The sequence below is a fragment of the Kitasatospora sp. NPDC091335 genome (assembly GCF_044757205.1).
In the GTDB taxonomy this organism is placed as follows: Bacteria; Actinomycetota; Actinomycetes; order Streptomycetales; family Streptomycetaceae; genus Kitasatospora.
This window is the reverse complement of sequence record NZ_JBIVUM010000010.1, coordinates 147,883-167,014: the sequence shown is the minus strand read 5'-3', so window position 1 is coordinate 167,014 and position 19,132 is coordinate 147,883. Positions and strand designations below refer to the sequence as shown.

At 72.8% G+C, this 19,132-nt stretch carries 18 protein-coding genes and 5 tRNA genes; 14 read left to right on the top strand and 9 right to left on the bottom strand.

Translation table 11 applies throughout. The features are described from left to right. Window positions 1-25: 25 nt before the first annotated feature. From ACIQOW_RS22250 to ACIQOW_RS22240, 3 genes are all read right to left on the bottom strand, one after another. A tRNA-Val gene (locus tag ACIQOW_RS22250) sits at window positions 26-97 on the bottom strand. A 34-nt stretch (window positions 98-131) separates the two neighbouring features. Continuing rightward, window positions 132-205, bottom strand: a tRNA-Cys gene (locus ACIQOW_RS22245). A 40-nt stretch (window positions 206-245) separates the two neighbouring features. Next, window positions 246-318, bottom strand: a tRNA-Gly gene (locus tag ACIQOW_RS22240). A gap of 316 nt (window positions 319-634) precedes the next feature. On the opposite strand from ACIQOW_RS22240, the gene ACIQOW_RS22235 reads away from it, so the two are divergent. The 3 genes from ACIQOW_RS22235 to ACIQOW_RS22225 all read left to right on the top strand — a co-directional run bounded on the left by ACIQOW_RS22235 (window position 635) and on the right by ACIQOW_RS22225 (window position 3,503). Further along, a complete protein-coding gene (locus ACIQOW_RS22235; protein ID WP_401087535.1) occupies window positions 635-1,720 on the top strand; it encodes a chorismate-binding protein in 1,086 nt (361 codons plus the stop codon). A 26-nt stretch (window positions 1,721-1,746) separates the two neighbouring features. Continuing rightward, entirely contained in the window at window positions 1,747-2,577 is an 831-nt protein-coding gene (locus ACIQOW_RS22230; RefSeq protein ID WP_401087533.1) for an aminotransferase class IV, read from the top strand. A gap of 83 nt (window positions 2,578-2,660) precedes the next feature. Beyond that, window positions 2,661-3,503 carry a GNAT family N-acetyltransferase gene (locus tag ACIQOW_RS22225; RefSeq protein WP_401087532.1) on the top strand — a complete coding sequence of 281 codons (843 nt, stop codon included), beginning with the start codon at window positions 2,661-2,663 and terminating at the stop codon, window positions 3,501-3,503. Between the two features lie 12 nt (window positions 3,504-3,515). On the opposite strand, the gene ACIQOW_RS22220 is transcribed toward ACIQOW_RS22225, so the two are convergent. Then, window positions 3,516-4,016: a DsbA family protein gene (locus ACIQOW_RS22220; RefSeq protein ID WP_401087530.1), complete on the bottom strand. Its 501-nt coding sequence runs from the start codon at window positions 4,014-4,016 to the stop codon at window positions 3,516-3,518. A 110-nt stretch (window positions 4,017-4,126) separates the two neighbouring features. Between ACIQOW_RS22220 and ACIQOW_RS22215 the strand changes: the two genes are divergently transcribed. Further along, window positions 4,127-4,588 carry a hypothetical protein gene (locus tag ACIQOW_RS22215; protein ID WP_401087528.1) on the top strand — a complete coding sequence of 154 codons (462 nt, stop codon included), beginning with the start codon at window positions 4,127-4,129 and terminating at the stop codon, window positions 4,586-4,588. 30 nt (window positions 4,589-4,618) lie between these two features. On the opposite strand, the gene ACIQOW_RS22210 is transcribed toward ACIQOW_RS22215, so the two are convergent. Continuing rightward, a complete protein-coding gene (locus ACIQOW_RS22210; RefSeq protein ID WP_188301499.1) occupies window positions 4,619-5,188 on the bottom strand; it encodes a CGNR zinc finger domain-containing protein in 570 nt (189 codons plus the stop codon). A 427-nt stretch (window positions 5,189-5,615) separates the two neighbouring features. Continuing rightward, window positions 5,616-6,029 carry an SsgA family sporulation/cell division regulator gene (locus tag ACIQOW_RS22205; RefSeq protein ID WP_030056266.1) on the bottom strand — a complete coding sequence of 138 codons (414 nt, stop codon included), beginning with the start codon at window positions 6,027-6,029 and terminating at the stop codon, window positions 5,616-5,618. A 195-nt stretch (window positions 6,030-6,224) separates the two neighbouring features. On the opposite strand from ACIQOW_RS22205, the gene ACIQOW_RS22200 reads away from it, so the two are divergent. From ACIQOW_RS22200 to ACIQOW_RS22190, 3 genes are all read left to right on the top strand, one after another. Beyond that, window positions 6,225-6,683, top strand: a complete 459-nt coding sequence (locus tag ACIQOW_RS22200) for a TIGR02611 family protein (RefSeq protein ID WP_401087525.1) — start codon at window positions 6,225-6,227, stop codon at window positions 6,681-6,683. 78 nt (window positions 6,684-6,761) lie between these two features. Continuing rightward, window positions 6,762-6,833: transfer RNA gene (locus ACIQOW_RS22195), tRNA-Val, on the top strand. Window positions 6,834-7,052: 219 nt separating this feature from the next. Further along, window positions 7,053-7,124 (top strand) — tRNA-Val (locus ACIQOW_RS22190). 77 nt (window positions 7,125-7,201) lie between these two features. On the opposite strand, the gene ACIQOW_RS22185 is transcribed toward ACIQOW_RS22190, so the two are convergent. Continuing rightward, window positions 7,202-7,969 carry an exonuclease domain-containing protein gene (locus ACIQOW_RS22185; RefSeq protein ID WP_401087523.1) on the bottom strand — a complete coding sequence of 256 codons (768 nt, stop codon included), beginning with the start codon at window positions 7,967-7,969 and terminating at the stop codon, window positions 7,202-7,204. A gap of 165 nt (window positions 7,970-8,134) precedes the next feature. On the opposite strand from ACIQOW_RS22185, the gene ACIQOW_RS22180 reads away from it, so the two are divergent. From ACIQOW_RS22180 to ACIQOW_RS22165, 4 genes are all read left to right on the top strand, one after another. Next, entirely contained in the window at window positions 8,135-8,689 is a 555-nt protein-coding gene (locus tag ACIQOW_RS22180) for a DUF4365 domain-containing protein (RefSeq protein WP_401087521.1), read from the top strand. A gap of 32 nt (window positions 8,690-8,721) precedes the next feature. Continuing rightward, window positions 8,722-9,885 carry a hypothetical protein gene (locus tag ACIQOW_RS22175; RefSeq protein WP_401087519.1) on the top strand — a complete coding sequence of 388 codons (1,164 nt, stop codon included), beginning with the start codon at window positions 8,722-8,724 and terminating at the stop codon, window positions 9,883-9,885. An 88-nt stretch (window positions 9,886-9,973) separates the two neighbouring features. Continuing rightward, window positions 9,974-11,953 carry a threonine--tRNA ligase gene (thrS, locus tag ACIQOW_RS22170; protein ID WP_401087517.1) on the top strand — a complete coding sequence of 660 codons (1,980 nt, stop codon included), beginning with the start codon at window positions 9,974-9,976 and terminating at the stop codon, window positions 11,951-11,953. An 86-nt stretch (window positions 11,954-12,039) separates the two neighbouring features. Beyond that, window positions 12,040-12,600, top strand: a complete 561-nt coding sequence (locus ACIQOW_RS22165) for an HIT domain-containing protein (RefSeq protein ID WP_224278767.1) — start codon at window positions 12,040-12,042, stop codon at window positions 12,598-12,600. A 75-nt stretch (window positions 12,601-12,675) separates the two neighbouring features. Here ACIQOW_RS22165 and ACIQOW_RS22160 read toward each other — a convergent pair whose 3' ends face one another. Then, window positions 12,676-14,322: a hypothetical protein gene (locus ACIQOW_RS22160; protein ID WP_401087514.1), complete on the bottom strand. Its 1,647-nt coding sequence runs from the start codon at window positions 14,320-14,322 to the stop codon at window positions 12,676-12,678. Between the two features lie 162 nt (window positions 14,323-14,484). Between ACIQOW_RS22160 and ACIQOW_RS22155 the strand changes: the two genes are divergently transcribed. After that, window positions 14,485-14,949 (top strand): thiol-disulfide oxidoreductase DCC family protein, encoded by a 465-nt coding sequence (locus ACIQOW_RS22155; RefSeq protein ID WP_401087512.1) that lies wholly within the window; start codon window positions 14,485-14,487, stop codon window positions 14,947-14,949. 4 nt (window positions 14,950-14,953) lie between these two features. Here ACIQOW_RS22155 and ACIQOW_RS22150 read toward each other — a convergent pair whose 3' ends face one another. Next, window positions 14,954-17,002 (bottom strand): elongation factor G-like protein EF-G2, encoded by a 2,049-nt coding sequence (locus tag ACIQOW_RS22150; protein WP_401087510.1) that lies wholly within the window; start codon window positions 17,000-17,002, stop codon window positions 14,954-14,956. A gap of 443 nt (window positions 17,003-17,445) precedes the next feature. On the opposite strand from ACIQOW_RS22150, the gene pgsA reads away from it, so the two are divergent. Next, the gene (gene pgsA, locus ACIQOW_RS22145) at window positions 17,446-18,093 is read left to right on the top strand and encodes a phosphatidylinositol phosphate synthase (RefSeq protein ID WP_401087508.1); all 648 of its coding nucleotides are present in this window, start codon (window positions 17,446-17,448) and stop codon (window positions 18,091-18,093) included. A gap of 16 nt (window positions 18,094-18,109) precedes the next feature. Continuing rightward, the gene (locus ACIQOW_RS22140) at window positions 18,110-19,093 is read left to right on the top strand and encodes a phosphatidylinositol mannoside acyltransferase (RefSeq protein ID WP_401087506.1); all 984 of its coding nucleotides are present in this window, start codon (window positions 18,110-18,112) and stop codon (window positions 19,091-19,093) included. Window positions 19,094-19,132: the final 39 nt, after the last annotated feature.

The window sequence follows — 19,132 nt, the reverse complement described above, 5'->3', positions numbered from 1 at the left end:
GCAGCAGGCCTCGAAGGGCCTGACGTGCGCGATACTGGGATTGAACCAGTGACCCCTACCGTGTCAAGGTAGTGCTCTCCCGCTGAGCTAATCGCGCGGGGAGGCCTCCCGGGCGAACCGGGGGAACCTCTTGGAGGTGGAGACGGGATTTGAACCCGTGTACACGGCTTTGCAGGCCGTTGCCTCGCCTCTCGGCCACTCCACCAGGCAACACATGAAGAACGATCTTACACTGTTCTCCACCGAGCGGACGACGAGATTCGAACTCGCGACCATCACCTTGGCAAGGTGATGCTCTACCAACTGAGCCACGTCCGCCTGTCTCCCGGGGACCTTCACCGCTTTTCTGCGGCTGCGCTCCCTGGCGACGTGTTGAACTCTAGCGGATTCCCGGGCCAGCTAAAAATCCGTTCCCGCAGCATGCCGAGGGAATGGCCGGTGAGTGCCGTCCCGTCAGCCCTCCCGGGTCACCCGCCACCACCTGCGGCGCTCCCGGACGATCATCCGCAGGTCACCCGGCGCACACCCGCGCGACGCACACAGCTGCTCGCGCGCGGGGGCGTGAGCCGACCCCGACCCACGCCCCCCGACCTACACTTCAGGCACCGCCCCAGCGCCACCGAGCAGGAGAACCGTGTCCGGCCACCCCGACCCCCGCACCCCGCTCGCCCGCTTCGGCGGCCGCCTGGCCACCGGACTGCGTGACGTCACCTCGGACCCGGCCGCCCTGGACTCCGCCGGCCACTGGGCCGTCGCCCACGACTTCGAGGGCCGCCTCACCTGCGCCCGCTTCGACGAGGTCCGCCCGGCCCCCGCCCCGCCCTCCGGCGCCGGCTGGCGCGGGCCGGACGCCGGCAGCTGGCACAGCTCCCTCGACCGTGCCGCCTACACCGCGGGCGTACGCCGCATCCGCGAGCACATAGCCGCCGGCGAGGTCTACCAGGCCAACCTCTGCCGGGTGCTGTCCGCGCCGCTGCCCGACCCGGACCGCAGTGACATCGACGCCCTCACCGGCATGCTCGCCCGCGGCAACCCCGCCCCCTACGCCGGCACCATCCGGCTGCCCGGGCACGGCGTCGAGATCGCCACCGCCTCGCCCGAGCTCTACCTGCGCCGCGCCGGCCGCACCGTCTCCTCGGGACCGATCAAGGGCACCGGCCGCACCGAGGACGACCTCCTCGACAAGGACCACGCCGAGAACGTGATGATCGTCGACCTGGTCCGCAACGACCTCGGCCGGGTCTGCGGGACCGGCAGCGTCACCGTCCCCGACCTCTGCGCCGTCGAGAAGCACCCCGGCCTGGTCCACCTGGTCTCCACCGTCGAGGGCACCCTGCGCGAGGGCGCCGGCTGGCCCGAACTCCTCGCCGCCACCTTCCCGCCCGGCTCCGTCACCGGCGCCCCCAAGTCCAGCGCCCTGCGGATCATCGAAGCCCTGGAGACCGCCCCGCGCGGCCCGTACTGCGGAGCCGTCGGCTGGGTCGACGCCGACCGCGGCGAGGCCGAACTCGCCGTCGGCATCCGCACGTTCTGGATCGACCGGGAGGACCTCGGCGCTCCGGTCCTGCGCTTCGGCACCGGCGCCGGCATCACCTGGGGCTCCGACCCCGAGCGGGAGTGGGCCGAGACCGAGCTGAAGGCGGCCCGCCTGGTCGCGATAGCGTCGGGCAGCGAAACCGGCAGCGAACCCGGCAGCGATTTCGACCCGACCGGGGCCTGAGCCCCACCGCCTAGGAGCAGTACTCGATGCACACCAGCAGCACGAGCTGGGTCAACGGCGCCCTCGTCGACTCGGCCGATGCGGCCGTCTCCGTCCTCGACCACGGCCTCACCACCGGCGACGGCGTCTTCGAGACCCTGAAGACGGTCGACGGCCGGGCCTTCGCGGTCACCCGCCACCTCGACCGGCTCACCCGCTCCGCCCGCGGCCTCGGCCTGGCCGACCCCGACCACGACCTGGTCCGCGAGGCCTGCGCCCGGGTCCTCGCGGCCAACCCCGCGCCGCTCGGCCGGCTGCGCGTCACCTACACCGGCGGCGACAGCCCGCTGGGCTCCGAGCGCGGCACCGCCGGCCCCACCCTGGTCGTCGCCTTCGGCGCGATCGGCCGCCGCCCCGACGAGACCGCCGTCGCCGTCGTCCCCTGGCGCCGCAACGAGCACAGCGCCGTCGCGGGCCTCAAGACCACCTCGTACGCCGAGAACGTCGTCGCCCTGGCCGCCGCCCACCGGGCCGGCGCCTCCGAGGCCCTGTTCGCCAACACCGCCGGCCTGCTCTGCGAGGGCACCGGTTCCAACGTCTTCGTGGTCGTCGGCGGACGCCTGCTCACCCCCACCCTCGCCTCCGGCTGCCTGGCCGGCATCACCCGGCGGCTCGTCGTCGACTGGTGCGGCGCCGAGGAGGCCGACCTCCCGCTCGACGTGCTCCGGAGCGCCGAGGAGGTCTTCCTGACCTCCACCACCCGCGACGTCCAGGCCGTCACCCGCGTCGACGACCGCGAACTGCCCGGCACCGGCCCGGTCACCGCCAAGGCCATGGCCGTCTTCGCCGAGCGCGGCGGCGACGACCTCGACCCCTGATCCCCCTCCGGGCGGGCCCCGGCCGGGAGAGAGCGCGCCGGCCACGTGGATAACCCTCCGAGCGGCAGGGAAGGGAGCACCACATGACCACCACGCTGCGCCCCGAGGGCCCGGAGACACCCACCGCGGCCGGCGGCCGCACCAGACGCTGGCTGATCCTCTCGAACGGCCGCCAGGTGGGCGCGCTGCGCACCACTGCCGAACCGCAGGCCGACCAACTCTGGGGCGAGATATCCGAGTTGGAGATCACCGAGGGGCGAGGGCGGGGCCGGGGCACGTTCGGCGGGCTGGCTGCCGAGGAGGTGCTGCGCGACTGGGGCTGCGCCCGGGTCGACGTCGGCGTCCCCGAACGGGCCGGGACGGCCCGCGGGCTCGCCGTCGCCCTCGGCTACACCGAGCGGGCCCTGCTGATGTCCAAGCGGCTGGCCGCCGTCGCGGACCTGCCCGCCGGGGTGAGCGTGCGCCCGTTCGACCCGGCGGACTTCGACGGCTGGCTCGCCCGTTCCACGGAGGACTACCGCCGCTCGCTGGTCGAGTCCGGGCTCACCGAGGAGCAGGCCCGCGCCAGGGCCGGCGGCGGCCGGCCGGCCTCGGTCCCGCAGGGCGCCGAGACCCCCGGTGTGGTCATACGCAGGCTGTACGGCGCCGAGGGCGAAGGCCCGTACGGATCGGTCTGGGTGCAGCTGCGCCTGTACGACCTGCCGGACGGCGAACCGCTCGCCTGGGTGTGCGGCGTCGAGGTGTCCCCGGCCCACCGGGGCCGGGGACACGGACGCACGCTGATGCTGGTCGCCGAACGCGAGTGCCTGGCCGCCGGGGTCCGTAACCTCGGCCTCAACGTCTTCGCCCGCAACGAGGTCGCCGCCCGGCTCTACGCCTCGCTGGGCTACGAGGTCACCGAGCGCCGCTACGGCAAGCCGCTGTGATCCGACGTGTCGTCAGGAACCCTTCGCCGCCTCGATGGCGGCCGTGATCTCCGCGCGCAGCCCGTCCTGGCTCCGGCCACCGTCGAGGCGCCTGCCGCCGATCACGTACGTCGGCGTGCCCGTGACGCCGATCGCCTTGCCCTCGGCCTGGTCGGCGTCGACGGTCAGCATGTGCCGGCCGTCGATCAGCGCGGTGTCCACCTCGTCGACGTCGGCCCCGACCTCCCCGGCCACGTCCAGCAGCACCTGCTGTCCGCGGGTGCCCAGCTCCTCGGTGCGGGCCAGCAGCGCCTCCACGAACGGCCAGCCCAGCCCCTGCGCGAACGCCTCCTCGGCCGCTTCCGCGGCGGCGTAGGCGTGCTTGTGCTTCTCCAGCGGGAAGTGCCGCAGCTCCACGGACAGCGCGTCGCCGTACCGCGCGCGCAGCGCCCGTACGTCGTCCAGCGCGGCGTGGCAGTCCGGGCACTGGAGGTCGCACCAGAACTCGAGGCGGGGGAGGGAACCATCGATCATTCCCCCAGTGTTCCACTAGTGGGCGCCCGCTCCGGCCGGAGGTGCGCCCGAGGGCGGACCGAGAGGAAGAGACCGATGACGAGAACGACCGGACACGAAGGAGCGGCCCCGTGCTGAGCGCGGCGATCAGCTTCATCCTCACGGCGGGCGGGGTGGCCTTCGCGGGGCTGCGGGCCTACCGGCGGCGCTTCCTGTCGGCGACCCGCTGGTTCGCGGTGGCCCTGCTGCCCGCCGGGATCTACCTGACCGGACTCTTCCCGCTGGCGAGCACGATCGCACGGGAGTTCGCGGACTGGGCGACCAAGCTGGTCCTCGACCCCCGGGTGTGGACCGGTATCGCGCTGCTGGGCGTCTCGGCGGTCCTGCTGGTCACCACCCGCTGGGTGAGTCGTCGCGGCACCCCGGTGGAGGGCGCTCAGGAGCGCCCGGCGGCCGCGGCCGCGGCGCCCGAGCGTCCGGCGGTGACGCCGACGCCCAAGGCCGCCCCGAAGAAGCCGGCCGGGGGCAAGCGGGAGGACGCCCTCGGTGACTTCGCCGATGTCGAGGAGATCCTCCGCAAGCGCGGCATCTGAGCCGGCGGTCCGGCGGATCGACCCGGCGGGTCAGGCGGAGGGGACGGCCTCCGCCGACCGCTGGCGCGCCCGGTAGGCGGCGACGTGCAGCCGGTTGCCGCAGGTGCGGCTGTCGCAGTAGCGCCGGGACCGGTTCCGGGAGAGGTCCACGAAGACCCGCGCGCAGTCCGGTGCCTCGCACCGGCGCAGCCGCTCCCGCTCGCCCGCCATCAGGATCAGGGCCAGCGCCATGCCCAGCTCGGCCGCCAGGTGGTCGTCGAGCGCGGCGTGCGGCGCGAAGTAGTGGATGTGCCAGTCGTGGCCGTCGTGGTCGGTCAGCCGGGGCGTCGTCCCGGCGGCCGCGACGATCGAGTTGACCAGCTCGGCGGCCTCCGCGGTGGACTCCGTCCCGAACACCTCGCGCAGCCGGGTGCGCAGGTCGTGCACCCGGCGCAGGTCGTCCTCGGTCAGCGAGTCGATCTCGCTGATCTCCTGGCGGACCACGAAGGCGTCGAGCGCGGCGACGTCCGGCAGCCGCTCGGCGCCGCAGACGTCGGGCGCGGTGTTGAGCAGTTCCACGAGGATGCTCAGCGCGCACTCGGTGTCATGGGTGATCAGCACGGTGGGGGCTCCTCGCGCAGGGGGACTCCGGTGCCCCGCGTCCACGGTCACCCCAGACCATACCGGGCCTGGTGCCGGTAGGGCGGTGCCTTCTTTCGAATACGTGTGCGCAGTCCGGCAAGGCCTCCCAAACCGGGCACCGCCCCCGGCGCACCGGCCTCCGAACCGGCTGGGGCCGAGGCGGGTGCGGCCGCCGGAAGCCGTCGGCGCCCGGCGCCGAGGCCGGTCACCCGTTCGGATGACCGGCCTCGGCGCCGGGCGCCTGTGGTGCTGTGGACCCGTTCCGGTGGGAGCGGTCCGCCCGCCGGCCCCGAGGCCGCGTGGTGCGCGGCTGAGTCCGCTGCCGTGCCCCCGAGTAGGACGGCTGCGATGACGGCAGGAGTTACGGCCCCGCCGACGGCGGGGCGTGACCTCCTCCCGGTCGGGGTCAGCTTTCGGCGAGGATGTGGGACAGCTCCCGGTCGAGGTCGAAGTGACGGTGTTCGGTGCCGGGGGGCACCGCGGCGTCCGTCCGCTTGAGGAACGACTCAAGCGCCCGGGCCGGGGCCTCCAGCAGGGCTTCTCCTTCCGGAGAGCTCAGCGCGATGCAGACCACCCCTTGCCCGTGGCTGCGCGACGGCCACACCCGGACGTCGCCGGTACCGGTGGGTCGGTGCAGCCCCTCCGCGAGGAGATCTCGGGCGAACACCCACTCCACGGTCTCGTCGGCGCCCGTGTGGAACGTGGCGTGCACGGCGTAGGGGTCGGCGGTGTCGTAGCGCAGGCCTGCGGGGACAGGCAGTGAGGACTCGCTGGACACGATGAGGCGCAGGTGCAGCTCGCAGCTGACCGTGGTGTTCATAAGCGCCATGGCCTTTCGCTCAGTGTGCGCTCGGGGAATCGCACGTCGGCGAACGGACCATCCCACCCCCACGACCGATGTAAACCCCTCTGTCCCGATTCGGGCGCGAGTCGTACCCCTTACGGCGCATTGCGGAATCGCCTCGGGGCAGCCGGGCCGGGCATTACCCGGGTACTTCTTGGTTAGTTTCCTGGCATGACTGTGCGAAACGACAAGGCGGGCGGGAACACGGGAACGGGTGAAGCGGCCGGGGAGGTTGACGCGGCCGTCGACGGCGGCAGGGCGGTCGGTTCGCGGGCCCCGGCCTTCGTCCGCCGCTCGCGGACGCTGCACCGGGCCTGGCAGGTGGCGATCTTCCTGGCCGGGCTCGCCGTGGTCGTGCTCGGACTGGTCATGCTGCCACTGCCCGGCCCCGGCTGGCTGGTGATCTTCCTCGGCATGGGGGTCTGGGCCACCGAGTTCGGCTGGGCCCAGCTGGCCCTGCGCCGGACCCGCCGCAAGGTCGCCGAGGCCGCCCAGCGGGCCATGGACCCGCGGGTGCGCCGCCGCAACCTCACCCTCACCGTGATCGGCCTGGCCGCGATCGCCGGGGCGGGCGGCTGGTACTTCGCCCGCTACGGCCTGGCCGTCCCCTGGTGGCCGGACGGGAGCTGACCTGCCCGGGCGCGCGGCCGAGGGCGGCGACGGTGTTCGGAGCACCCCCCGGGATGCGGTAATGTTTTCCCTGCACCCGGGCGATTAGCTCAGCGGGAGAGCACTTCGTTCACACCGAAGGGGTCACTGGTTCGATCCCAGTATCGCCCACCGGAATGCATTGTGATATGTGAGGCCCAGTCGATTATCGGCTGGGCCTCACATGTATTTCCGGAATCCGCCCGAAGAGCCGTCGGTAATCGGCTGAGGCACAGTCACCTTCCGCGCGGAGCGGGAGTTCTGCGGAGGCGTCGGCGGTGCCCGGAAGTACCCGGAACGGACGAGTTGTACGACCACCCGTGAATGGTGCTAGAGTTCATCTCGTTGCCCGGGCGATTAGCTCAGCGGGAGAGCACTTCGTTCACACCGAAGGGGTCACTGGTTCGATCCCAGTATCGCCCACCGGACAGCACGCAGGCCCTGACCAGGAAACCGGTCAGGGCCTGCGGCGCGTTCGGGACCGAATGCCGGGCCGGCCGCTACGCCGCCGCCTCGCAGCCGTGCTCGGGCTCCAGCCGGCGCCCGCAGCCGCACCGGGCCGGCCGCAGCGGCCAGGACGGGTCCACCCGCTCCGGCGTCCCCGAGCGGTCGAACCAGCGCTGCAGCCCTCGGGCCTGCGCCGCGTGCCAGACCGCCTGCCGCAGGTGCAGCTCCGCCGCCGTCAGCCCGCCGATCGCGGCCGGGTAACGGGTGCCCATCCGCCGGGTCAGCTCCAGTGCCGCCGTCGCGTCCGCCGCCGCGTCGTGCGCTCCGGCCAGCTCCACGCCGTAGTGGGCGCACAGGTCGGTCAGCGTCCGGCGGCCCTTGCGGTAGCGGTCCACGTGCTTGTCCAGCACCCGCGGATCCAGCACCACCAGCCCGGCCGCGGCCAGCCCGTCGGTCAGCGTCAGGCCGTGGTGACGGCGCGACTCCCGGTCCAGCAGCGTCAGGTCGTAGGGCGCGTTCATCACCACCACCGGACGCCCGGCCAGCGCCTCGGCCGCCAGCGCGCGGACGACCTCCGCCACCACCGTGCGGGCCGGGCGGCCGTGGGCGCGCACCTGCTCGTCGGTGATGCCGTGCACCGCGCGGGCGCCGTCCGGGATCGGCACGCCCGGATCGGCGAGCCAGGTGGTGGTCCGCACCGCTGCGCCCGGCGCGAGCTGGACGACCAGGGCGGCCGAGACGATCCGGTCGTGCTCCACGTCCACGCCGGTGGTCTCGGTGTCGAAGGAGGCGAGCGGGCCGGTGTACCAGAGCTGCTGCATGACTGCCCCTCAGACGAGCGTTGCGCCCGGTTGATACCCGGTCCTGACGCTCCTTCAACCCGTTTGGCCCAAGCCCGACCGGGGATCCTGCCCATGACCGTCCCGTTCGAATCGACTGGCCCGCCCGGACCGGGACGGGCCCGGAACCGGGGGAGGCCACGGGCGATGGCACTGACCCAGCCGCAGCCCGAGGGGGCGGCGGCCGTCCTGCGGGGGAACCTCGCGGTGACCGCCTGCATGGAGACCCTGCAGGTCGGCTACCTGCACGCGGTCGCCGCCGCGGCCGGCTGCTCGCTCTCCCAGCCGTTCCCGGACAACGGCATCGACTGGCACGTCAGCCACGGCTCCCGGACGCACGAGGTGGACGACGAGGTCACCGTCAAGATCCAGCTCAAGGCCACCCAGCAGGTCGCGCCCGACCCGGCCGGGCCGTTCTTCAGCTTCACCCTGGACAACGACCACCTGCGCAAGCTCGCCCGGCCCAGGGTCGCCGTGCCGCGGATCCTGGTCGTGATGCTGCTGCCGCGCCGGGTCGACGACTGGCTGCGGGCCCGCCCGGACGCCCTGGAGCTGCGGCACTGCTGCTACTGGATCAACCTGGCCGGCCACCCGGTCACCGGACAGCGGCGTACCAACGTCAGGGTGCCCACCGGCGAGGTCTTCGACGACCGCGCGCTGTGCGCCATCATGGCCAGGGTCGGCGCGGGCGGCAGCCCGTGACGGCCCGGCCCCGGCAGGGAGGAAGCGGACCCATGACACCGCCGTACGGACCGGGCGAGCCGGCCAGGCCCCTGCCCGATCCGGCCGCCGTCGACCCGACGGTGCTGGCCACCCTGCTCGCCCGGCACGGCTGGGTCCGCCGCGGCGGACCCGCCGCCCGGTACGGACGCTGGACCCCGCCCGACGACGAGCCAGGCACCAGCCTGCTCGTGCCGGCCGGGGACGGCTTCGACGACGCCGTCGAGCTCCTCACCGACGCCGTCACCGCGCTCTCCCGCTCCCGCACCCCCTCCGCCCGCTCGATCCTGCTCGCCCTCGCCGTCCCCGGCGACGAGCTGCGCTGGCAGCGGGAACCGTCCGGCCCCGCCGGGGCCGCTCCCTGGGACGAGGCCGAGCGGCTGCGCCGGGCGGCGCGCGGGATGCTCGCCGCCGGCGCCAAGGCCTCCCGGGCGACGGCCGGCTACTTCGGCGCCCGGCTGGACGGCCTGGCCGGGGACTTCCTGGACCGCGTCCTGCTCGTCGAACAGGGCGCCACCCTCACCGCGTACACCCCCGCCCCGGAGGGCCGGGCCGCCGTCACCACCCTGGTCCGCGCCCTGGAGGCACTGCGCGACGCCGTCGACTACCGGCGGGTCAGCGGCGGGCCCGAGGCGCTCGGGAACGCCGTCCGGGCCGGGGTCAGCAGGGAGCTCGTCCGGTCCGTCGAGGACCTGGTGCGCGGCGCGACCGGCGCCCGGTTCGGCGTCGCCTGGTCGCCCGCCGCGGGGACGCCCGGCGGCTTCGGGGACCGCCGGATCGACCTCGACTTCTCGCCCGGCGACCTGCCCGCCCTGGCGGAGGCCGCCGACCTGCTGGAACGCAGTGAGCCCGCCGTAGCCGTCACCGTGGTCGGCGTGGTCACCCGGCTCAAGCGCGCCGACCCGACGGGCCGGGGCTCGGTACGGCTGCGGGTGCTGGCCGGCGCCGAGGTCCGCGAACTCAGGCTCCGCCTGCCCGACCCCGACTACCGGCTGGCCGCCGAGGCCCACCTCGCGGGCCTGCCGGTCCGGGTCCGCGGCCGGCTGGACCGGAACGACGGCTTCCGCCGACTGGCCGGCCCGCACGGACTGGAGTTCTGCGCCTGGGAGGAAGGGGACCGCGAGCGCCTGCTGAAGTCGCTCGGGGAGAAGGCGGAGGGAGAGCGGGGAGGGGCGTAGGTGGACGGCGGGGGCGGCGCTCTCGGTACCATCGTCACGCGCAGCGCAGTGTTGCGTCCTCTGAAATCCAGCACGTCAGGAGAGACCGGTGACGGACGTCCGGGTAATCATCAGCCGCGAACCCGATCGGGAAGAGCGCGTGGTGACGACGGGCACCACGGCCGCCGAGCTCTTCGCCGACGACCGCTCGATCATCGCCGCCCGCGTCGGCGGCCTGCTCAAGGACCTCGCGTACGCCGTCCAGGACGGCGACGAGGTCGAGCCGGTCGGGATCGGCAGCAAGGACGGCCTGGACATCCTGCGCCACTCCACCGCGCACGTCATGGCCCAGGCCGTGCAGCAGCTCTACCCCGAGGCCAAGCTGGGCATCGGCCCGCCGGTCAAGGACGGCTTCTACTACGACTTCGACGTCGAGAAGCCGTTCCACCCCGATGACCTCAAGGCCATCGAGAAGAAGATGCAGGAGATCATCAAGCGCGGGCAGAAGTTCTCCCGCCGGGTGGTCACCGACGAGGCCGCCGCCGAGGAGCTGGCCGCCGAGCCGTACAAGATCGAGCTGATCGGCCTCAAGGGCTCCGCCGCGACCGCCGGCGAGGGTGCCGACGTCGAGGTCGGCGCCGGCGAGCTCACCATCTACGACAACCTGGACGCCAAGACCGGCGACCAGTGCTGGGGCGACCTCTGCCGCGGCCCGCACCTGCCCAGCACCCGGCACATCCCGGCGTTCAAGCTGATGCGCAACGCGGCCGCCTACTGGCGCGGCAGCGAGAAGAACCCGATGTTGCAGCGCATCTACGGCACCGCCTGGCCGACCAAGGACGAGCTCAAGGCCCACCTCGACTTCCTCGTCGAGGCCGAGAAGCGCGACCACCGCAAGCTCGGCAACGAACTCGACCTCTTCTCCATCCCGGAGGAGATCGGCTCCGGCCTCGCCGTCTTCCACCCCAAGGGCGGCATCATCCGCCGGGCCATGGAGGACTACTCGCGCAAGCGGCACGAGGAGGAGGGCTACGAGTTCGTCTACACCCCGCACGCCACCAAGGGGAAGCTCTTCGAGAAGAGCGGCCACCTCGACTGGTACGCGGACGGTATGTACCCGCCCATGCAGCTCGACGAGGGCGTGGACTACTACCTCAAGCCGATGAACTGCCCGATGCACAACCTGATCTTCGACGCGCGCGGCCGCTCGTACCGTGAACTGCCGCTGCGCCTCTTCGAGTTCGGGACGGTGTACCGCTACGAGAAGTCCGGCGTGGTGCACGGCCTGACCCGGGCCCGCGGCTTCACGCAGGACGACGCGCACATCTACTGCACCCGCGAGCAGATGGCGGAGGAGCTCGACTCCACGCTGACCTTCGTGCTCAACCTGCTCCGCGACTACGGTCTGACCGACTTCTACCTGGAGCTGTCGACCAAGGACCCGGTGAAGTACGTCGGCAGCGACGAGACCTGGGAGGAGGCCACCGCCGTCCTGGCGAGCGTGGCCGAGAAGCAGGGCCTCCCGCTGGTGCCGGACCCGGGCGGCGCGGCCTTCTACGGCCCGAAGATCTCGGTGCAGGCGCGCGACGCCATCGGCCGGACGTGGCAGATGAGCACGATCCAGCTGGACTTCAACCTGCCCGAGCGCTTCGACCTGGAGTACACGGCGGCGGACGGCTCGCGTCAGCGTCCGGTCATGATCCACCGTGCGCTCTTCGGTTCGATCGAGCGGTTCTTCGCGGTGCTGCTGGAGCACTACGCGGGCGCCATGCCGCCGTGGCTGGCCCCGGTCACCGTGACCGGCATCCCGATCACCGACGAGCACGTGCCGTACCTGCTGGAGGTCGCGGCCAAGCTCAGGAAGCACGGGATCCGGGTCGAGGTGGACACCTCGGACGACCGCATGCAGAAGAAGATCAGGAACGCCCAGAAGACCAAGGTGCCGTTCATGCTGATCGCGGGCAACGACGACGTCGAGGCGGGCGCGGTGTCGTTCCGCTACCGCAACGGTGAGCAGAAGAACGGCGTGCCGGTCGACGAGGCCGTCGCCGAGATCGTGGACGCGGTGAAGAACCGGATCCAGGTGTGACGTAGCCCCCGCCCCGGCGGGGACCGCGCGGGGCAGCCTCTCGAAGAGTCTGCCCCGCGCGGCTTTGCAAGCACCGTCGGGCGAATATGCTGATCAGCATGACGACTGAGCCGGAACTTCAGCGGGGCGTCGGCGAGCCGGACGGCTTCCGCCGCCTGTGGACCCCTCATCGGATGGCCTACATCCAGGGTGAGAACAAGCCCACCGGTCCGGCTCCGGACGACGGTTGTCCCTTCTGCTCGATCCCGTCGCTGAGCGACGAGGACGGGCTGGTCATCGCCCGGGGGAGCGCCGTGTTCGCGGTGCTGAACCTGTACCCGTACAACGGCGGGCACCTGATGGTGGTGCCGTACCGGCACGTGGCCGACTACACCGACCTGGACGAGGCCGAGACGGCCGAGCTGGCGGACTTCACCAAGAAGGCCATGACGGCGCTGCGGGCGGCCTCCGGGGCGCACGGGTTCAACATCGGGATGAACCAGGGCGCGGCGGCCGGGGCCGGGATCGCGGCGCACCTGCACCAGCACGTGGTGCCGCGCTGGGGCGGGGACACCAACTTCATGCCGGTGGTCGGCCATACCAAGGTGCTGCCGCAGCTGCTGGCGGACACCCGGAAGATGCTGGCCGAGGCCTGGCCGCAGGGCTGACCCGGAGCACGCCGGGAGTACGGGGGAGGGCCCCGCCGAGGATCTCGGCGGGGCCCTCCCGTGCCGTTCGGGACATCAGCCGGCGCTGAACTCGTCCACGTTGTACGGGCGGGGGCTCTGCGCCTCGGACTTGATGATCGAGGTGCGGTTCTTGAAGAAGCGGTCGGCGTCCAGGTCGTGCTCCTGGAGGAACTCCAGGGTGGCGGCGTGGACCGCGGCGAGCACCGGGACGGCGGCGTTCTGGGCGTTGTCGACCATGGAGCGGTTCTCCCAGGCCCGGCCGGCCCAGATGTGCCGCAGCCCGAAGGGCTCGGGCAGGCCGAGCCCGCCGCCAAGCCAGCCGAGCAGGCCGGGCATCCGGTAGAAGGGGGCGCGGACGGCCTGGCGGACGACCTCGTCGTTGTCGATCAGGCGGAGCTTGACCGTGCGCTCCTCCCAGAACCTCACGGTCTTGGAGACCGACTTCTCCTTGTCCTTGGGCTTGTCGAAGAAGACGCCCTTGACCGGGCCGAGCGCGTAGCCGGACACCGTGATGTTCAGGACGTTGGCGAGCAGCGTCACGGTGACGGTGAAGGTGAGGACCAGCTTGCCGTCGTGGGTGATGAACTGGGTGGCGAGGTAGTGCCGGGGGCCGCCGGAGAAGGTCTGCTTGTCGGCGACGCTCTGCACGGCGAAGTCGCGCATCCGGTCGCCGTCCATGTCGGCGTTGCCGGGGCGGCTGATCTCGTCGGCGCCCTCGCCGATGTCGAAGACCACCCACTGCTTGATGGCGACGTTGGGCATGCCGCTGTTGGCGACGTGGCTGACGCCGAGCCCCTTGAGGTGGGCGGAGATCCGGCGGATCAGGTCCCAGGGGTGGAAGGCGCGGAAGTCGGCGTGGCCCTCGGCGGGGTGGAGCGTGTCGGCGAGGCGCCACTCGCCCCAGCGGCGGCCGGCACCGAGGATGCCCTTGGGACCGGCGTAGTGGTGGATGTTGGTCTCCTGCTCGGCGTCCAGGCGGCCGAGCTGGTCGCGCAGGTCGTTGGCCTTCTTGTCGAGGTCGTCGCGGGGGACGGCCTTGGCGACGGAGGCGGCCACGACGCTGCCCTCGACCAGCGCCTGCCAGCGGGTGCGCAGGTCCTTGGCGAAGCGCTCGACGATCCGGCGGGCGAGGTACCAGCCGATGATCGGGGCGAGCATGGTGATCCGCAGGTAGATCCCGAGGACGCCCGAGGCCGGCGGGCGCAGCGCGAAGAGGATCGCGAGGCCGGCCGTCAGGAGGAGCACGATGCCGCCGTAGACGTCCGCGTACTTCGGGCTGTCCCGCTTGAGCCAGGCGCGCAGCTGGAAGGCGCCGAGCCAGACCAGGGTGCCGGGCAGGAAGAGCAGCCCGGTGACCACGGAGACGACGCTGAGCCGGCGGTCGCGGGTGGTGCGCAGTTCCTCGGCGGCCAGGCAGTGCTCGACGACCTGGCGGGTGTCGACCCCGAAGGCCGGGACGAGGGGCTTGCGGCCGCCGCCCAGCGCGCGGGAGATCAGTGCCTTGCTGAACGCCTCGCCGAGGTTGGGGCGGAAGAGCGCGAAGCGGCCCTTCTTCTCCTTGGCGTCGGTGACGGCGTTGACGAAGCCCCCGATCTCGCCGTCGCGGTAGGCGGTCGAGGAGAGCCCCTGGGTGATGGCGGTCTGCGGACCGGCGTCGGTCCTGGGTATCTGCGCACCCGGGGTCATGTCGAGTGTGGTCACGGTGGCGTCCCCTCCTCCCCTTGTCAGCGGCAGGTTACCGTGCCGTGGCACCCCTGCGCGGATGATCGTCTGAAGTACCGTCACCGGAGGCCTGAGGGGCATGATGCCCAGCTTCGGACGGGTCGATACCCGTCGCGGTGCGCTTGGTGGCGGTGGGGCAGGATGGAGGGTGGAAGTACGGAGAGGGGAGCGGTCGTGAAGGATCCGGTGCTGGTCTTCGACGGGGACTGCGCGTTCTGCTCGTCCTGCGTGCGCTGGGCGGAGCGGTACCTGCGGCAGACGCTGGCGTCCGGGGGCTGGGAGGCGGTGGCGTTCCAGTGGGCGGACCTCTCGGGGCTGGACGGGCACGCGGGTGCCCGGGGTGAGGTCTCGGCGGAGCGGGCGGAGCGGGAGGTGCTCTGGGTGACGCCGTCCGGGCGGGTGTACGGGGGCGCGCAGGCGGTCGCGCGGTTGCTGATGCGCTCCGGCGGGGCGTGGGCGTACCTGGGCGCGGTGTTGACGGCGGCGCCGGTGCGTCCGCTGGCGGGGCTCGCCTACCGCTGGGTGGCGCGCAACCGGCACCGGCTGCCGGGGGGTACGGCGGCCTGCGCGCTGCCGGCCCGCAAGCCCGCCGTCCGGCCGGAGTAGCGCCTCAGTCGGTGTAGCGCTCGGCGAGGGCGGCGGGCATGGGTTCGTGGCGCAGGTAGGCGCGGGAGAACTCGGCGGTGCCGTGGGTGAGCGAGCGCAGGTCGGTCGGGTAGCGGACGAGTTCGAGTTCGGGGACCTCGGCGCGCAGCAGGGTGAGGCCGGCGGAGCCGGTCTCGGTGCCGAGGACGCGGCCGCGGCGGGCCGAGAGGTCGCCGAGGACGGCGCCGAGGTACTCGTCGGGCAGCAGGACGCTGACGGCGGCGACGGGTTCGAGCAGCCGGATGACGGCGTGACCGGCGGCGTCGCGCAGGGCGAGTGCGGCGGCGTTCTGGAAGGACGCGTCGGAGGAGTCGACGGAGTGCGCCTTGCCGTCGGTGAGGGTGACCCGGACGTCGACGAGCGGGTACCCGGTGGTGACGCCCTTGGCGAGCTGGGCGCGGACGCCCTTCTCGACGGAGGGGATGAAGTGCTTGGGGACGGAGCCGCCGACGACGTGTTCCCGGAACTCGAAGCCGGAGCCGGCCGGGAGCGGTTCGACCTCCAGGTCGCAGATGGCGTACTGGCCGTGGCCGCCGGACTGCTTGACGAGGCGGCCGTGCCCTGCGGCGGCGCTGCCGAAGGTCTCGCGCAGGGCGACCCGGGGCTCGACGGTGTCGACGTGGACGCCGTGGCGGGTGCGGAGGCGGTCGAGGACGACCTCGGCGTGGGCCTCGCCGGTGCACCAGAGGACGAGCTGGTGGGTGTCGGGGTTCTGTTCCAGGCGGAGCGCCGGGTCCTCGGCGGTGAGCCGGGCGAGGGCCTGGGAGAGCTTGTCGTCGTCGGCCTTGCTGTGGGCTTCGACGGCGATCGGGAGCAGGGGCTCGGGGAGGGGCCAGCCGTCGAGGGCGACGGGGTGGCCGGGGTCGTGGACGGTGTCGCCGGCCCGGGCGGTGGTGAGTTTGGCGGCGCAGACGAGGTCACCGGCGACGGCGTGCGGGACGGGGCGCTGGAGCTTGCCGAAGGGGCTGGTGAGGCCGGTGACCCGTTCGTCGCCGTTCTGGTCGGCGGTGTGGGCGGGGCCGGCGAGGTGGATCCTGCTGTCCGGGCGCAGGGTGCCGGCGTACAGGCGCAGCAGGCTGATCCGGCCGACGTAGGCGTCGCCGGTGACGCGGACGACCTGGGCGGCGAGCGGGGCGTCGGGGTCGCACGCGGGGCCGGGGCGGGTGCGTTCGGTGGGGTCGGGGAAGGTGTGGGCGATCAGGTCGAGGAGTTCGGTGGCGCCGAGGCCGTTGTCGCTGGTGGGGACGGCGGGGTGGAGGGCGCAGGCGAGGACTTCGCGGCGCAGTCCGGCTTCGAGGGAGTCGGTGTCGAGGGGGTCGCCGGAGAGGTAGCGCTCCATGAGGGTGTCGTCCTGGCCGGAGATGGCCTCGACGAGGCTGTCGTGGGCGGGGGCGGTGTCCGGCAGGGGTTCGGCGTCGCCGTAGGTGTCGCCGGTGAGGAGGTCGACGCTGCCGTCGGGGTGTCCGTCGTGGAGGACGGGCAGGAAGAGCGGGCGGAGGGTGTCCGGGCCCAGTTCGAAGGCGTCGTGGCAGGCGGCGAGGATGTCGTCGAAGCCGGTGCGGGCGAGGTCGAGCTTGGCGACGGCGATGGCGCGGGGGATGCCCTCGGCGGCGCACTCGCGCCACAGGGCGCGGGTGGGGGCGGTGACCGGGTCGGGGGCGGAGACGACGAACACGGCGGCGTCGGCGGCGTGCAGGGCGGCGCGCAGGTCGGCGGCGAAGTCGGGGTGGCCGGGCGGGTCGATCAGGTTGATCTTGACGCCCTTCCATTCGAGGGGGAGGAGCGCGAGCTGGACGGAGCGCTGCTGCTGGTGCTCGATGTCCTCGTGGTCGGAGACGGTGGTGCCGTCGGTGACGCGGCCGGCTCGGCCGGTGGCGCCGGCGGCGTGGGCGAGGGATTCGGCGAGGGTGGTCTTCCCCACACCGCTGGAACCGATGAGGACGACGTTGCGCAGGTCCTTCGGGCCGGTGACGGCGGGTGCCTGGCCGGCTCGTGCCGTGCTGCGGTCGGGCATCGGGGTCTCCTCCCGTGGCGCCGAGGCTGTCCTTGGCAGTCTAGGCGTGCCGCGCGGATGAGGCCGGATGAGGCTGCGGCGTTGGGGTGCGTGCATCGCAAGGCGGAGGTGGGGGCACCTCCCGGCCGAAGGCTGGGGGCGGAGTCACTGCGGAGCATTGGCGACTGACGACAACGCGGCGAGGTGCGTGCCCCAACGCCGCGGACCCGAGCTGATCCGCGCGGCACGCCTGAGGTCGGGTGTCGCGGTGGCGCGTGTCGTACGGCCGGTCGGTGACCGTACGTGTGCGTGCCGTGGCGGGGTGCCGTCCGGCGGTGCGTGCGCCGGAGCGTGTCCCAGGCGTGGCTACGATGGGAGCGCCGGGCGGGCTGATCCGTCCGGTCGTCTGTCGTGTGTGCTGCGCCAGTCGGGTACCCGGGAGATTCGGAGCGGCTGGGAAGGCCATGCTCAACAAATACGCGCGTGCCTTCTTCACACGTGTTCTGACCCCGTTCGCCGCGTTCCTGATCCGTCTGGGCGTGAGTCCGGACGCGGTGACGCTGATCGGTACCGCCGGTTCGGTGGCCGGTGCGCTGGTGTTCTTCCCGCGTGGGGAGTTCTTCTGGGGCACCATCACGATCACGCTGTTCATCTTCTCGGACCTGGTGGACGGCAACATGGCCCGCCAGCTGGGCCGCAGCTCCAAGTGGGGGGCGTTCCTCGACTCCACCCTGGACCGGGTCGCGGACGCCGCGATCTTCGGCGGCCTGGCGATGTGGTACGCCGGGAAGGGCGACAACGACCTGCTGTGCGCGGTGGCGATCTTCTGCCTGGCGAGCGGCCTGGTGGTCTCGTACACCAAGGCGCGGGCGGAGAGCCAGGGGCTGCCGTGTGACGTGTCGGGGCTGGTGGAGCGGGCCGAGCGGCTGGTGGCCGGCCTGGTGGCGGCCGGGGTCTCGGGTCTGCACAAGTTCGGTGTGCCGTACGTGGAGTGGCTGCTGCCGGTCGCGCTGTGGCTGGTGGCGGCGGGCAGCCTGGTGACGGTGTTCCAGCGGATGCTGACCGTGCGCCGGGAGGCGTTCGAGGCCGACCGAGCGGCGGCCGGGAGCTGATGGGGGGCGTCCTGCGGTGACGGACCGACTGGTGTACTGGGCGTACGCGCTGGGGTGGGGGCTGCTGAAGCACCTGCCGGAGCGGGCGGCCCGGGGGCTGTTCGATCGGCTGGCGGACTACGCGTGGCGCAGGCGCGGCAAGCGGGTGCTCCAGCTGGAGGCGAACCTGCGCCGGGTCCGTCCGGAGCTGGACGAGGCCGGGATGCGGGAGCTGTCCCGGGCCGGGATGCGCTCGTACCTGCGGTACTGGATGGAGTCGTTCCGGCTGCCGGTGTGGAGCCGGGAGCGGGTGGCCAGGGACGTCCGGGTGGAGGGCTTCGAGAACCTGCGGGCGCAGCTGGACGCCGGCCGCGGCGCGTTGATAGCGCTGCCGCACATGGGCAACTGGGACCTCGCGGGCACCTGGGTGGCACAGAAGGGCTACCCGTTCACGACGGTCGCGGAGCGGTTGAAGCCGGAGCGGCTGTTCGACCGGTTCGTGGAGTTCCGGGAGGGCCAGGGCATGGAGGTCCTGGCGCTGACCGGTGGGTCGGTGAACGTGATCGGCACGTTGGCGCGGCGGCTGCGCGAGGGCCGGATGGTCTGCCTGGTGGGGGACCGGGACCTGTCGGAGGCGGGCATCGAGGTGTCGTTCTTCGGTGAGCGGACCCGGATGCCGGCCGGTCCCGCGGCGCTGTGCCAGCGGACCGGGGCGGCGCTGATGCCGGTGACGCTCTGGTACGACGGCCCGGTGCTGCGCGGGATGATCCACCCCGAGGTGCCGGTGCCGGAGGAGGGCGACCGCAAGGAGCGCACCCGGGCGATGACCCAGGCGATGGCGGAGGTGTGGGAGCAGGGCATCCGCGAGCACCCGCAGGACTGGCACATGCTGCAGAAGTTCTGGCTGGCCGACCTGCCGGTCCGTGAGACGGTGAAGGCGGCGCCCGCGGAGCGTGCGGAGGCAGCCCCCGGGCACGGGCAGGCGGCTCCCGAACCCGCGGCCGAGGCCTCCGGGGCCTAGGGCCGGTGACCCGGGGCCCGTTCGGAGCCCGCCCGCACG

Coding starts and splice junctions, on each gene's coding strand:
- ACIQOW_RS22185 (WP_401087523.1), bottom strand. CDS start 7,969: ATGCAGCAGCTCTGGTACACCGGCCCGCTCGCCTCCTTCGACACCGAG.
- ACIQOW_RS22150 (WP_401087510.1), bottom strand. CDS start 17,002: ATGCCCGACCGCAGCACGGCACGAGCCGGCCAGGCACCCGCCGTCACC.
- ACIQOW_RS22165 (WP_224278767.1), top strand. CDS start 12,040: ATGCTGATCAGCATGACGACTGAGCCGGAACTTCAGCGGGGCGTCGGC.
- ACIQOW_RS22225 (WP_401087532.1), top strand. CDS start 2,661: ATGACCACCACGCTGCGCCCCGAGGGCCCGGAGACACCCACCGCGGCC.
- ACIQOW_RS22230 (WP_401087533.1), top strand. CDS start 1,747: ATGCACACCAGCAGCACGAGCTGGGTCAACGGCGCCCTCGTCGACTCG.
- pgsA (WP_401087508.1), top strand. CDS start 17,446: ATGCTCAACAAATACGCGCGTGCCTTCTTCACACGTGTTCTGACCCCG.
- ACIQOW_RS22175 (WP_401087519.1), top strand. CDS start 8,722: ATGACACCGCCGTACGGACCGGGCGAGCCGGCCAGGCCCCTGCCCGAT.
- ACIQOW_RS22200 (WP_401087525.1), top strand. CDS start 6,225: ATGACTGTGCGAAACGACAAGGCGGGCGGGAACACGGGAACGGGTGAA.
- ACIQOW_RS22220 (WP_401087530.1), bottom strand. CDS start 4,016: ATGATCGATGGTTCCCTCCCCCGCCTCGAGTTCTGGTGCGACCTCCAG.
- ACIQOW_RS22180 (WP_401087521.1), top strand. CDS start 8,135: ATGGCACTGACCCAGCCGCAGCCCGAGGGGGCGGCGGCCGTCCTGCGG.
- ACIQOW_RS22205 (WP_030056266.1), bottom strand. CDS start 6,029: ATGAACACCACGGTCAGCTGCGAGCTGCACCTGCGCCTCATCGTGTCC.
- ACIQOW_RS22155 (WP_401087512.1), top strand. CDS start 14,485: ATGGAGGGTGGAAGTACGGAGAGGGGAGCGGTCGTGAAGGATCCGGTG.